The organism is Pseudomonas sp. Mn2068 (assembly GCF_049319725.1).
GTDB classification, from domain to species: domain Bacteria; phylum Pseudomonadota; class Gammaproteobacteria; order Pseudomonadales; family Pseudomonadaceae; genus Aquipseudomonas; species Aquipseudomonas gingeri.
Window position 1 is genome coordinate 1 of record NZ_JBMOUG010000026.1, and the last position, 12,567, is coordinate 12,567.

Below are 12,567 nucleotides of genomic sequence, written 5' to 3' on the forward strand. Positions count from 1 at the left end.
GCCGGCTCCTACAGGACGGTGTGTCACCGCCGAACATCGTCAAGCCCGGGACCTTGTGGGAGCTGGCTTGCCAGCGATGACGATGCAAGCTACGCCACCGCTATCGCCAGCAAGCCGGCTCCTACAGGGCGGTGTGTCACCGCCGAACATCGTCAAGCCCGGCTCCTACAGGAGACCGGGTCGGATCAGTGCTTGGCTACGTGCCACATGCCGCCTTTACCGTCGCCATTGATGTCGCCAGGCTTGGTGTCGTCCTTGTAGGTGTACATCGGCTTGCCATCATGCGCCCACTGCATCTTGTTGTCGGCGCGCTTGATCAGTGTCCACTTGCCTTCGGGCTTGGCGCCCTCCGCAGCGATCATCGGTGGCCAGTTCTCGGCACACTTGTCATTGCACATGGATTTGCCGCCGGCGTCCTTGTCAAAGGTGTACAGGGTCATGCCCTTGCCATCGACCATCTTGCCGTCTTTCATCATGGCCGGCTCGGCGGCGAACCCCAGGGTCGGCAGCGTCAATGCCGCCGTTACCATCAGGGCTTTCAGTGAAAACGAAGAATGAGTCATCAGAACCTTCCTTTTGTGGTTGTAGATTCGAACTCCCAGCGTAGCCCATGGAAATGACAATCGTCGGCCTCGCGGAAAAGCTGTCACATGACTGCAATAATTTCGTTATCTAATGCGGCGCAAGACAGTTAAATGACAAGAGGATTAAGGGATATGGTTGGCAGGAGCATTCTGATCGTCGACGACGAAGCCCCGATTCGGGAGATGATCGCTGTCGCCCTGGAAATGGCCGGCTATGACTGCCTGGAAGCCGAAAACTCCCAGCAGGCCCATGCGATCATCGTCGACCGCAAACCTGACCTGATCCTGCTCGACTGGATGCTGCCCGGCACCTCGGGTATCGAACTGGCCCGGCGCCTCAAGCGCGACGAACTGACCGGCGATATCCCGATCATCATGCTCACCGCCAAGGGTGAGGAAGACAACAAGATCCAGGGTCTTGAAGTCGGCGCCGATGACTACATCACCAAGCCCTTTTCCCCCCGCGAGCTGGTCGCCCGCCTGAAGGCCGTGCTGCGCCGCGCCGGTCCGACCGACGGTGAAGCGCCAATCGAAGTCGGTGGCCTGCTGCTCGATCCCATCAGCCATCGCGTGACCATCGACGGCAAGCCCGCGGAAATGGGCCCCACCGAATACCGTCTGTTGCAGTTCTTCATGACCCACCAGGAACGCGCCTACACCCGCGGGCAGTTGCTGGACCAGGTCTGGGGCGGCAACGTCTATGTCGAAGAGCGTACCGTTGATGTGCATATCCGCCGTCTGCGCAAAGCCCTCGGCGATGCCTACGAGAATCTGGTACAAACGGTGCGCGGCACCGGCTATCGGTTTTCCACCAAGGGCTGAGCCGCTTTTCGCGCAATGATTGCTGACAAGGACGCATGTTGAAGTGAATCAAAACTGGCATGGCACCCTGATCCGCCATCTGTTGTTGCTGGTGACCGCCTGCCTGCTGGTCGGCCTGATCAGCGGCTATTACGGCTGGGCGCTGGCTGCCGGCCTGGGGATTTACCTGGGCTGGACCCTCAAGCAGTTGCTGCGCCTGCACGAATGGCTGCGCCAGCACAAACCCGACGAAGCACCGCCGGACGGCTATGGCCTGTGGGGCGATGTATTCGACAGCATCTATCACCTGCAACGCCGCGACCAGCGCGTGCGCGGGCGCCTGCAAGCGGTGATCGACCGGGTCCAGGAGTCCACCGCCGCCCTCAAGGACGCGGTGATCATGCTCGACAGCGACGGCAACCTGGAATGGTGGAACCGCGCCGCGGAAACCCTGCTCGGCCTCAAGACCCCGCAGGACAGCGGCCAGCCGGTGACCAACCTGGTCCGCCACCCGCGCTTCAAGGAATATTTCGAGCAGGACAGCTACGCCGAGCCGCTGGAAATCCCGTCGCCGACCAACGACCGCATGCGCATCCAGCTGTACATCACCCGCTACGGCAATAACGAACACCTGATGCTGGTGCGCGATGTCACGCGCATCCACCAGCTGGAACAGATGCGCAAGGACTTCATCGCCAACGTTTCCCACGAACTGCGCACCCCGCTGACGGTGATCTGCGGTTACCTGGAAACCCTGCTGGATAACGTCGAGGAAGTGAACCCGCGCTGGGTCCGCGCGCTGCAGCAGATGCAGCAGCAGGGCGGGCGCATGCAGACCCTGCTCAATGACCTGCTGTTGCTGGCCAAGCTGGAAGCCACCGACTACCCGTCGGACAACCAGCCGGTGCGCATCGACACCTTGCTGCAGTCGATCCGCAACGATGCCCAGGCCCTCTCCGGGCAGCGCAACCAGACCATCACCCTGGAGGCCGACGACAGCGTCCGGCTCAAGGGCAGCGAGGCGGAATTGCGCAGCGCGTTCTCCAACCTGGTGTTCAACGCCGTCAAATACACCCCGGCCGAAGGCAATATCCGCATCCGCTGGTGGGGCGACGAACACGGTGCCCACCTCAGCGTGCAGGATTCGGGCATCGGCATCGACAACAAACACCTGCCGCGCCTGACCGAGCGCTTCTACCGCGTCGACTCCAGCCGCAACTCCAACACCGGCGGCACGGGCCTGGGCCTGGCCATCGTCAAGCACGTGCTGCTGCGCCATCGCGCCCGCCTGGAAATCAGCAGCGTACTGGGCCACGGCAGCACCTTCACCTGCCATTTCGTCCCCGCGCAAGTGACCCGCGCGCACAAAAACAACCTGTCCGCCTGAGCACCGATGGTGCCAGGCCACTAGGCAACGGGCCCATGTGCCGCTACATTGGATGACTTGTGCCTGCCCTTCAGGTACCGAAACACACCTCAAATTGAAATACGGAACCCGTAAAACTCCATCATGGACCCTTCCCCTAGTAGCTTGACCCTCGCCACGATATTCGCCGATTTCGGCATGATTCTCTTTGCTCTGATCCTGGTTCTGCTCAACGGCTTCTTCGTTGCGGCCGAATTCGCCATGGTCAAGCTGCGCTCGACCCGGGTCGAGGCCATCGCCCACAAGAACGGCTGGCGCGGACAGATCCTGCGCACCGTGCACAGCCAGCTGGACGCCTACCTGTCCGCCTGCCAGTTGGGTATCACCCTCGCCTCCCTGGGCCTCGGCTGGGTCGGTGAGCCGGCCTTCGCCCACCTGCTGGAGCCGGTGCTCGGCGCCGTCGGCGTGAACTCTCCCGAAGTGATCAAGGGCGTGTCGTTCTTCACCGCGTTCTTCATCATTTCCTACCTGCACATCGTGGTCGGCGAGCTGGCCCCGAAATCCTGGGCAATCCGCAAGCCGGAACTGCTCTCGCTGTGGACCGCGGTGCCGCTGTACCTGTTCTACTGGGCGATGTACCCGGCCATCTACCTGCTCAACGCCAGCGCCAACGCCATCCTGCGGATCGCCGGCCAGGGTGAGCCCGGCCCCCATCACGAACACCACTACAGCCGCGAAGAACTGAAGCTGATCCTGCACTCCAGCCGTGGCCAGGACCCGAGCGACCAGGGCATGCGCGTGCTGGCCTCGGCCGTGGAAATGGGCGAGCTGGAAGTGGTCGACTGGGCCAACTCCCGGGAAGACCTGGTGACCCTGGACTGCAACGCGCCGCTCAAGGAAATCCTCGCCCTGTTCCGTCGCCACAAGTTCAGCCGTTATCCGGTGTACGACGCCGAACGCAACGTGTTCGTCGGCCTGTTGCACATCAAGGACCTGCTGCTGGAACTGGCGGCCCTGGACCATATTCCCGAATCGTTCAACCTGGCCGAGCTGACCCGCCCGCTGGAGCGCGTGTCCAAGCACATGCCGCTGTCGCGCCTGCTGGAACAGTTCCGCCAGGGCGGCTCGCACTTCGCCCTGGTGGAGGAAGCCGACAGCAAGGTGATCGGCTACCTGACCATGGAAGACGTGCTGGAAGTCCTGGTGGGCGATATCCAGGACGAACACCGCAAGGCCGAGCGCGGCATCCTCGCCTATCAGCCGGGCAAGCTGCTGGTGCGGGGTGACACGCCGCTGTTCAAGGTCGAACGCCTGCTGGGCATCGACCTGGACCATATCGAAGCCGAAACCCTCGCCGGGCTGATCTACGAAACCCTGAAACGGGTGCCGGAAGAGGAAGAAGTGATGGAAGTCGAGGGCCTGCGCATCATCATCAAGAAGATGAAGGGTCCGAAGATCATCCTGGCCAAGGTGCTCAAGCTCGACTGATACCCGGACCGCGATAGCCGCGGTCCTTGTAGGAGCCGGCTTGCTGGCGATAGCGATCCAGCAGCCGACGTGCCTATCGACTGACACACCGCAATCGCCGGCAAGCCGGCTCCTGCAGCGGGTGTGTATTCAAGTCGGCGCTGTCACTGCCCGCCTACCGCGAAGTTCGGCAAGGCCTCCACCGGCTGGTTGAACTGGTACGGAATCGATACCAGCCCCAGCCCGGTATTGCGCTGCACCACGAAATGCAGGTGCGGCCCGGTGCTGTTGCCGGTATTGCCCGACAGCCCCAGCGGGCTGCCCACCGCCACGTGCTGGCCTTCGCGTACGCTGACCGAACCTTGCTTGAGGTGCAGATAGACGCCCATGGTGCCGTCGTCGTGCAGCACCCGGACGAAGTTGCCGGAAGGGTCCGAGCCACGCCCGGACTGGGCATTCTCGGTCTTGACCACCACCCCGCCGCGCGCCGCGATGATCGGCGTGCCCACCGGCATGGCGATGTCCATCGCATAGCGGCTCTTGGCGCCGAAGTGGCTGTAGGGACCGTTCGGACCCTGGGTCAGGCGAAACGGCCCGCCACGCCACGGCAACGGGTAACGATAGCCCTGGGCCTGCCCCGAGGGATCGCCGAGGGAATAGCGGAACTTGGGGGTATACAGGAACGGCTGTCCGGGCCGGGTCGCGGTGAGCAGCGCCAGGCGCTGGCTGCTGCGGGCCGGCAGCACCTTGCGGATCGGCTGCAGAGGCGCGCCGCTGACGTTCTTCAGCGCGCCGAAACCCAGCTCGATCTCCACCGGCGCATACAGGTCGTTGCGCACATAGACGCTGTCGCCCCCTTTCTGCTTGCGGATATCCAGGTGCACCTGGCGTTCCAGGTGCTCGACCATCCGATCGCGGAACACAAACACCTGCGCGCCAGGCGCCGGACGATCGCTGTACGAGACCACGCCATTGGCGTCCACGTACTTGTAGATCGTCATGGCCGCAGCCGAGGTGGCGACCATCAACAGGCCGCAGGAAAACAGCAAGCGCAGCAGCATAAGCGGAAATCGCCGAATCGAACGTGAGCGCCAGCCTAGCAGGTGGAGATGGAGCTTGTGTTAATCACGCAGGCATCGGCGACTGTCGGAAAGCAGCGACCAGGGGGACGGACAACGCGGCGCATCAGGCGCACCGCGTTATCAGGCAAGGCATCAGGCCCCGGGTACGAAGTGCTTCTGGGCGGTGCCGCGGGCGATCAGGCGGGAGATGTAGTCGAGCTTCTGTGCATCCTGGTCGATAAACCGGAAGGTCAGTTGCAGCCAGTCGCTGTCCGGCTTCGGTTCGTGGGCAACGATCGCGTGCAGGTAGCCGTTCAGGCGGGCGATCTCGGCGTTGTCGCCCTGCTCCAGGTCGAGCACGGCGCTTTCGAGCACTTGCGGCAGAACCTCGCCACGGCGCACCACCAGCAAGGCTTCCTTGATGCTCAGCGCCTTGATCACGCATTGCTGGGTGCCGCTGGACAGGCGCAACTGGCCCTGGCCGCGACCACCGGTGGCCGCACTGGCTGCCGGCGCCGCAGCGGGGCGTACCGGCGGGCTGTTGAGCAAGCCCTTGCTCGGGGCCGGGGCAGGCGCGGCAGCGGCCACAGGCGCCACCACAGCGGCCTTGCCGCCGGTCAGCGCACTGAGGGAGTCGTTGGCAAAGGCCGAGTTGGCCTTGGTCGGGGCACTGTTCATCAGGGCATCGAGCTTGCCGACCTTGTGCAGCGCCTGCTTGACCTTGGTCAGCAGCTGTTCGTTGGTAAAGGGCTTGCTGACGTAGCCGGACACACCGGCCTGGATCGCCTGCACCACGTTCTCTTTATCGCCACGGCTGGTGACCATCACGAACGGCATGGTCTTGAGGTTGTCCTGGGCACGGCACCAGGTCAGCAGTTCCAGACCGGACATCTCGGGCATTTCCCAATCACACAGCACCAGGTCGAACGCTTCGCGCGCCAGCAGCGCCTGGGCCTTGCGACCGTTGACGGCGTCTTCGATCCGGATGCCCGGGAAGTAGTTGCGCAGGCACTTTTTCACCAGATCGCGGATGAACGATGCGTCATCCACCACCAACACACTGACTTTACTCATTGACCATTCCTCTAAAAATCCCGGCCAGCATACTGGCTAATGGCTATTTGCCCAAAACTGATGAGTCACGCCGGGACTTTATCGTTCGCGGGTGCGCGTAAAATTCATGCGCCACAAACAAAAACGCCCGACCTAAGGCCGGGCGTTTCTCTCGGGCAATCTTACTTATCGTCAGCTTCGCCGGGAACATTAGCGGTTTCGGACAAGGTACCCTCAACTTCCTGGCGCATGCGCTTGAGGCCCATGTGCCGCACGTCGGTGCCGCGAACCAGGTAGATCACCAGTTCGGAAATATTGCGCGCGTGGTCGCCGATCCGTTCCAGCGAGCGCAGCACCCAGATAATGCTCAGGACCCGCGAGATAGAGCGCGGGTCTTCCATCATGTAGGTTGCCAGCTCACGCAGGGCGGTCTTGTATTCACGGTCGATGATCTTGTCATACTGCGCCACGGACAACGCCAGCTCGGCGTCGAAGCGGGCGAAGGCGTCCAGTGCGTCGCGCACCATGTTGCGCACCTGGTCGCCGATATGCCGGACCTCGACATAACCACGCGGCGCCTCGCCTTCCTCGCACAGCTGGATGGCGCGCCGGGCGATCTTGGTCGCTTCGTCGCCGATGCGCTCGAGGTCGATCACCGACTTGGAGATGCTGATGATCAGCCGCAGATCGGACGCCGCCGGCTGGCGACGCGCGAGGATGCGCAGGCATTCCTCGTCGATATTGCGTTCCATCTGGTTGATCTGGTCATCGATCTCGCGCACTTGCTGGGCCAGGCCCGAATCGGCCTCGATCAGCGCGGTGACCGCGTCGTTGACCTGCTTTTCCACCAGCCCGCCCATGGCCAGCAGGTGGCTGCGTACTTCTTCCAGCTCCGCATTGAACTGCGCGGAGATATGGTGGGTAAGACCGTCTTTATCAATCATCGGGATTCGCTCCGCGAAACAGGCAGCTTTCAGGCTGCACGTTTCAAGCAGTTATGGGTTGATCTGAACTCGCTCGGCTTCCATTGCGCCGCTTCTTGGCCCGCGGCTCGCCACTGCTCCTAGCCATAACGACCGGTGATGTAGTCTTCGGTCTGCTTCTTCGCCGGATTGGTGAACAGGGTATCGGTGTCGCCAAATTCAACCAGCTTGCCCATGTACATGAACGCGGTGTAGTCGGAAACCCGAGCCGCCTGCTGCATGTTGTGGGTCACGATGACAATGGTGAACTTGGATTTCAATTCGTAGATCAGTTCTTCGACCTTGAGTGTCGAGATCGGATCGAGCGCCGAACACGGTTCGTCGAGCAGCAGGACTTCCGGCTCCACGGCGATGGTCCGGGCGATGACCAGGCGCTGCTGCTGGCCACCGGACAGACCGAGTGCCGAATCGTGCAGGCGGTCCTTCACTTCATCCCACAGGGCCGCGCCCTTGAGGGCCCATTCCACGGCCTCGTCGAGGATGCGCTTCTTGTTGATGCCCTGGATGCGCAGGCCATAGACCACGTTTTCATAGATGGTCTTGGGGAACGGGTTCGGCTTCTGGAACACCATGCCGACCTTGCGGCGCAGCTCGGCGACGTCCTCGCCCTTGCGGTAGATGTTGTTGCCGTAGAGGTTGATCTCGCCCTGTACGCGGCAGCCGTCGACCAGATCGTTCATCCGGTTGAAGGTGCGCAGCAGGGTCGACTTGCCGCAGCCGGACGGGCCGATGAAGGCGGTCACGCGCTGCTTGGGGATGTTCATGCTGACGTCGAACAACGCCTGCTTCTCGCCGTAGAACAGGCTCAGGCCGGGGACTTCGATGGCCACGGTTTCGCTTGCCAGGTCCAGGCTCTGTTTGCTGCGGCCCAGGGCGGACATGTTGATGCCGTGGGTATGGGTTTCATGCTGCATGGGTAAACTCCCTGCGCTGACAAATTCATTTCGGAACGCCGCTTCGCGGGCTCCCGGTCAATATCTGGCTGGACGCGGACTACTGTGGGAGCGGGCTTGCCCGCGAAGTTTCTGGCGACCGTGACGGCCCCTTCGCGGGCAAGCCCGCTCCCACAAGCTGCATGCCAACCTGTTAACTATCCAGCGCCTTGTACTTCTCGCGCAGGTGGTTGCGGATCCACACGGCCGACAGGTTCAGCGTGGCGATCACCAGCACCAGCAGCAACGCCGTGGCATACACCAGCGGACGCGCCGCCTCGACGTTCGGGCTCTGGAAGCCGACGTCGTAGATGTGGAAGCCCAGGTGCATGATCTTCTGGTCCAGGTGCAGGTACGGATAGTTGCCATCCACCGGCAGCGACGGCGCCAGTTTCACCACACCCACCAGCATCAGCGGTGCCACCTCACCGGCGGCGCGGGCCACGGCGAGGATCATGCCGGTCATCATCGCCGGGCTGGCCATCGGCAGGACGATCTTCCACAGCGTCTCGGCCTTGGTCGCGCCCAGGGCCAGCGAACCTTCACGCACGGTGCGGGGAATCCGCGCCAGGCCTTCCTCCGTCGCCACGATCACCACCGGCACCGCCAGCAGCGCCAGGGTCAGCGAGGCCCAGAGCAGGCCCGGGGTACCGAAGGTCGGCGCCGGCAGGGCTTCGGGGAAGAACAGCCGGTCGAGCGAACCGCCCAGCACGTAGACGAAGAAGCCCAGGCCGAACACGCCGTAGACGATCGCCGGAACGCCCGCCAGGTTGTTCACGGCAATGCGGATCACCCGGGTCAGGGTGTTCTGCTTGGCGTATTCACGCAGGTAGACCGCCGCCAGTACGCCGAACGGTGTCACGATCATCGCCATGATGAGGGTCATCATCACGGTACCGAAGATCGCCGGGAAGATCCCGCCTTCGGTATTGGCTTCACGCGGGTCGTCGCTGAGGAATTCCCAGACCTTGCTGAAGTAGAAACCCACCTTGGTCATGGTGCCCATGGCGTTCGGCTGGTAGGCATGGACCACCTTGCCGATGCCGATCTCCAGTTCCCTGCCGTTACCATCGCGGGCCGTCAGGCTGTCGCGGTTGAACTGGCTGTGCAGGTCGCCGAGGCGGGCCTCGATGGCCTGGTAACGGGCATTGAGCTCGGCCTTCTCGGCATCCATGTCGGCCTGGGCAGTGGCGTCGAGCTTGCCTTCAAGCTCGAGCTTGCGGCCATGCAGGCGAATCCGCTCGAGGCCAGCGTTGATCGCGCCGATATCGGTTTTTTCCAGGCTCTTGAGCTGCTTGGCCAGGTCGTTCACACGGTCGATACGCGCCTGCAGCTCAGGCCAGGCGGCCTGCCCTTCGGCGACGATCTTGCCGTTTTCCTTGACGTTGACCAGGGTGCCGTAGAAGTTGCCCCACTCACGACGCTCGACGGTCATCAGATCCGCCGGCGTGCTCTGGTCGGTCAGCCACTCGCCGACGACCCAGGTGAAGTCGTTGCCGTTCAGGTCGCGGTTACCGACCTTGATCAGTTCCCGGGTCATGAACTCGGGACCCTGATCCGGCACCGGCAGGCCGGCCGACTTGAGACGCGCACGCGGCACTTCTTCCTTCTGCACCACTTCGCCGACCACGACCTGGGCGGTCTGGCCCGGCACGCTGTACTGGGCGTGGACCACGTCCGCCGGCCAGAAGTGGCCCAGGCCACGAACCGCAATCACCGCCAGCAGGCCGATGGTCATGATGACCGCGATGGACACCGCACCACCGCTGATCCAGACGCCAGGGGCGCCGCTCTTGAACCAACTGTTCAGGGAGTTCTGTTTCACAGACTTCTACCTTTATTAAAGCGACGAGTATTTCTTGCGCAGACGCTGACGAATCAGTTCCGCGAGGGTGTTCATGATGAACGTGAACAGCAGCAGCACCAGTGCCGAGAGGAACAGCACGCGGTAGTGACTACCACCCACTTCCGACTCCGGCATCTCCACCGCCACGTTGGCCGCCAGGGTGCGCAGGCCTTCGAACAGGTTCATCTCCATCACCGGGGTGTTGCCGGTGGCCATCAGCACGATCATGGTCTCGCCGACGGCACGGCCCATGCCGATCATCAGCGCCGAGAAGATGCCCGGGCTGGCGGTGAGGATCACCACCCGCGTCATGGTCTGCCATGGCGTGGCGCCCAGGGCCAACGAGCCCAGGGTCAGGCCGCGCGGCACGCTGAACACGGCGTCTTCGGCGATCGAGTAGATGTTCGGGATCACCGCGAAACCCATGGCCAGGCCGACCACCAGGGCGTTGCGCTGGTCGTAGGTGATGCCCAGGTCGTGGGAAATCCACATGCGCATGTCACCGCCGAAGAACCAGGTCTCCAGGTGCGGGCTCATGAACAGCGAGAGCCAGCCGACGAACAGGATCACCGGGATCAGGATCGCGCTTTCCCAGCCATCCGGCACCCGCAGGCGCAGCGACTCGGGCAGGCGGCTCCAGGCGAAACCGGCGACCAGGATGCCGATCGGCAGCAACATCAGCAGGCTGAAGATCCCCGGCAGGTGCCCTTCGACATACGGCGCCAGGAACAGGCCGGCGAAGAAGCCGAGGATCACCGTCGGCATCGCTTCCATCAGCTCGATCACCGGCTTGACCTTGCGGCGCATGCCCGGGGCCATGAAGTAGGCGGTGTAGATCGCGGCGGCGACGGCCAGCGGTGCGGCCAGCAGCATGGCGTAGAACGCGGCCTTCAGGGTCCCGAAGGTCAGCGGCGACAGGCTCAGCTTGGGCTCGAAGTCGGTGTTGGCGGCGGTCGATTGCCAGACGTACTTGGGTGCGTCGTAGTTCTCGTACCAGACCTTGCTCCACAGCGCGCTCCAGGAAACTTCCGGGTGCGGGTTGTCGAGTTCCAGCGGCTGGATCTTGCCACCCTGCTCGACGATCACCCGGTTGGCCCGCGGCGACAGGCCGAAGATACCCGGGCCGTCGACCACCTGGTCCACCAGCAGTGTGCGGTGCGCGGTACTGTGGAACACACCGAGCTTGCCGGAGGCATCCAGGGCGACAAAGCCCTTGCGACGTTCTTCGGCAGTGATCTCGACGATTGGCGTGGTGCCCATCTGGAAGCTGCGGATCGGTTTCAGGCGCAGCTCGCCATCCGGGTCGCGGGCCATGAACCACTGGCCGAGACCACCCTTGGAGTCACCGATGATCAGCGAGATACCGCCCACCAGTTGCGTACTGGCGGTCACTTCGGTGTTGGCATCGTCCAGCAGCTTGTAGCGACCGTTCAGGCTCTTGTCGCGCAGGCTGAACACGTCAGCCTGGGCGCGCCCGTTGATCACGTACAGCCATTGCTGGCGCGGATCGATGTAGATGGCTTTCACCGGCTCGGTCATCTGCGGCAGATCGATGCTCTTCTGCTCGCTGGTGACCTCGCCGGTCATCATGTTCTCTTCCTTGGTCAGCGCCAACACGTGCAGTTGCGCACCGTTGGAGCCCACGGCGACCAGTGTCGTTTCGCTGGCGTTGAGGTTCACGTGCTCAAGCGCGTGGCCCTGGCCATCGAGGGTGATCGGGGTTTCGCCGTAGGGGTATTCGACCGCCGGGGAAATGGTCTTCTTGCCGTCCGGGTACGTCACTTTATAGGTGTGACGGAACACCAGGGCCTGGCCATTGGACAGACCGACGATAACCAGCGGGATGCCCGGCTGGTCCTTGCTGATGGAGGTCACCTTGGTGCCCGCCGGAAGCGGCAGGTTGACCCGCGACAGTTCAGTGGCATCGGCAACGGAGAAGAACAGCACCTGCCCCTGGTCGGAAACCCGCATGCCCACCTGGTTCTGTTCTTCCAGGGAGATCATCAGGGGGTTGCCGGCATCGCGCATCCAGGCCGGGGTAATGGCTTTTTCCGCGGTCAGCGAAGCGCCCTGGAACAGGGGCAGGACCACATAGGCGAGAAAGAAGAAGATCAGCGTGATCGCCGCCAGGACGGCCAGGCCGCCGACAAACACATACCAGCGGGTCAGGCGGTCCTTGAGCGCGCGAATGCGACGCTTGCGCTTGAGTTCAGGCGTATTGAAGTCAATGCGCTTCGGGGGAGAAGTTGTAGTCATGGTGGAATTGGCCAGATCGTTCATGCGCACACCCTAGCGATCCTGTATGACAGAAAGATGACAGTGCAGTGACGCACGGAAGCCGCCGCCCAGCGTGGCTGGCAGCGGATTCGGAAATTAGTGTGTGGGAGCGCGGTTATCCGCGAAGGTGCCCCGGGGACACCACAAGCTCCGCGGGCAAACCCGCTCCCACATGCCGGAGCCTGGGGCTCCGGCTC

The 12,567-nt window shown here is 63.0% G+C and carries 10 protein-coding genes; 3 read left to right on the forward strand and 7 right to left on the reverse strand.

Annotated features, from left to right (window positions below; translation table 11 throughout):
• Positions 1-185 precede the first annotated feature (185 nt).
• A complete protein-coding gene (locus ACL9RJ_RS32455; RefSeq protein ID WP_017124188.1) occupies positions 186-563 on the reverse strand; it encodes a hypothetical protein in 378 nt (125 codons plus the stop codon).
• 153 nt (positions 564-716) lie between these two features.
• Here ACL9RJ_RS32455 and phoB point away from each other — a divergent pair, with 153 nt between their 5' ends.
• The 3 genes from phoB to ACL9RJ_RS32470 all read left to right on the forward strand — a co-directional run bounded on the left by phoB (position 717) and on the right by ACL9RJ_RS32470 (position 4,239).
• Positions 717-1,406: a phosphate regulon transcriptional regulator PhoB gene (gene phoB, locus ACL9RJ_RS32460; RefSeq protein ID WP_003176964.1), complete on the forward strand. Its 690-nt coding sequence runs from the start codon at positions 717-719 to the stop codon at positions 1,404-1,406.
• A gap of 43 nt (positions 1,407-1,449) precedes the next feature.
• The gene (gene phoR, locus ACL9RJ_RS32465) at positions 1,450-2,772 is read left to right on the forward strand and encodes a phosphate regulon sensor histidine kinase PhoR (protein WP_017124187.1); all 1,323 of its coding nucleotides are present in this window, start codon (positions 1,450-1,452) and stop codon (positions 2,770-2,772) included.
• Between the two features lie 123 nt (positions 2,773-2,895).
• Positions 2,896-4,239, forward strand: a complete 1,344-nt coding sequence (locus ACL9RJ_RS32470; protein WP_042934555.1) for a hemolysin family protein — start codon at positions 2,896-2,898, stop codon at positions 4,237-4,239.
• 143 nt (positions 4,240-4,382) lie between these two features.
• On the opposite strand, the gene ACL9RJ_RS32475 is transcribed toward ACL9RJ_RS32470, so the two are convergent.
• The 6 genes from ACL9RJ_RS32475 to ACL9RJ_RS32500 form a co-directional block, all read right to left on the reverse strand.
• Entirely contained in the window at positions 4,383-5,279 is an 897-nt protein-coding gene (locus ACL9RJ_RS32475; RefSeq protein WP_017124185.1) for a peptidoglycan DD-metalloendopeptidase family protein, read from the reverse strand.
• 153 nt (positions 5,280-5,432) lie between these two features.
• Entirely contained in the window at positions 5,433-6,353 is a 921-nt protein-coding gene (locus tag ACL9RJ_RS32480) for a response regulator (RefSeq protein WP_178990526.1), read from the reverse strand.
• Between the two features lie 161 nt (positions 6,354-6,514).
• Entirely contained in the window at positions 6,515-7,276 is a 762-nt protein-coding gene (gene phoU, locus ACL9RJ_RS32485; protein ID WP_017124183.1) for a phosphate signaling complex protein PhoU, read from the reverse strand.
• A gap of 119 nt (positions 7,277-7,395) precedes the next feature.
• Positions 7,396-8,229, reverse strand: a complete 834-nt coding sequence (gene pstB, locus ACL9RJ_RS32490) for a phosphate ABC transporter ATP-binding protein PstB (protein ID WP_017124182.1) — start codon at positions 8,227-8,229, stop codon at positions 7,396-7,398.
• Between the two features lie 172 nt (positions 8,230-8,401).
• The gene (pstA, locus tag ACL9RJ_RS32495) at positions 8,402-10,072 is read right to left on the reverse strand and encodes a phosphate ABC transporter permease PstA (RefSeq protein ID WP_177108482.1); all 1,671 of its coding nucleotides are present in this window, start codon (positions 10,070-10,072) and stop codon (positions 8,402-8,404) included.
• 15 nt (positions 10,073-10,087) lie between these two features.
• Positions 10,088-12,121 carry an ABC transporter permease subunit gene (locus ACL9RJ_RS32500; protein WP_177118229.1) on the reverse strand — a complete coding sequence of 678 codons (2,034 nt, stop codon included), beginning with the start codon at positions 12,119-12,121 and terminating at the stop codon, positions 10,088-10,090.
• Positions 12,122-12,567: the final 446 nt, after the last annotated feature.

Excerpts from the sequence above, each read along its gene's own strand:
- ACL9RJ_RS32500 (WP_177118229.1), bottom strand. The coding sequence starts at position 12,121 with ATGCGCGATGCCGGCAACCCCCTGATGATCTCCCTGGAAGAACAGAAC.
- ACL9RJ_RS32470 (WP_042934555.1), top strand. The coding sequence starts at position 2,896 with ATGGACCCTTCCCCTAGTAGCTTGACCCTCGCCACGATATTCGCCGAT.
- phoU (WP_017124183.1), bottom strand. The coding sequence starts at position 7,276 with ATGATTGATAAAGACGGTCTTACCCACCATATCTCCGCGCAGTTCAAT.
- ACL9RJ_RS32455 (WP_017124188.1), bottom strand. The coding sequence starts at position 563 with ATGACTCATTCTTCGTTTTCACTGAAAGCCCTGATGGTAACGGCGGCA.
- ACL9RJ_RS32480 (WP_178990526.1), bottom strand. The coding sequence starts at position 6,353 with ATGAGTAAAGTCAGTGTGTTGGTGGTGGATGACGCATCGTTCATCCGC.
- phoB (WP_003176964.1), top strand. The coding sequence starts at position 717 with ATGGTTGGCAGGAGCATTCTGATCGTCGACGACGAAGCCCCGATTCGG.
- pstB (WP_017124182.1), bottom strand. The coding sequence starts at position 8,229 with ATGCAGCATGAAACCCATACCCACGGCATCAACATGTCCGCCCTGGGC.
- ACL9RJ_RS32475 (WP_017124185.1), bottom strand. The coding sequence starts at position 5,279 with ATGCTGCTGCGCTTGCTGTTTTCCTGCGGCCTGTTGATGGTCGCCACC.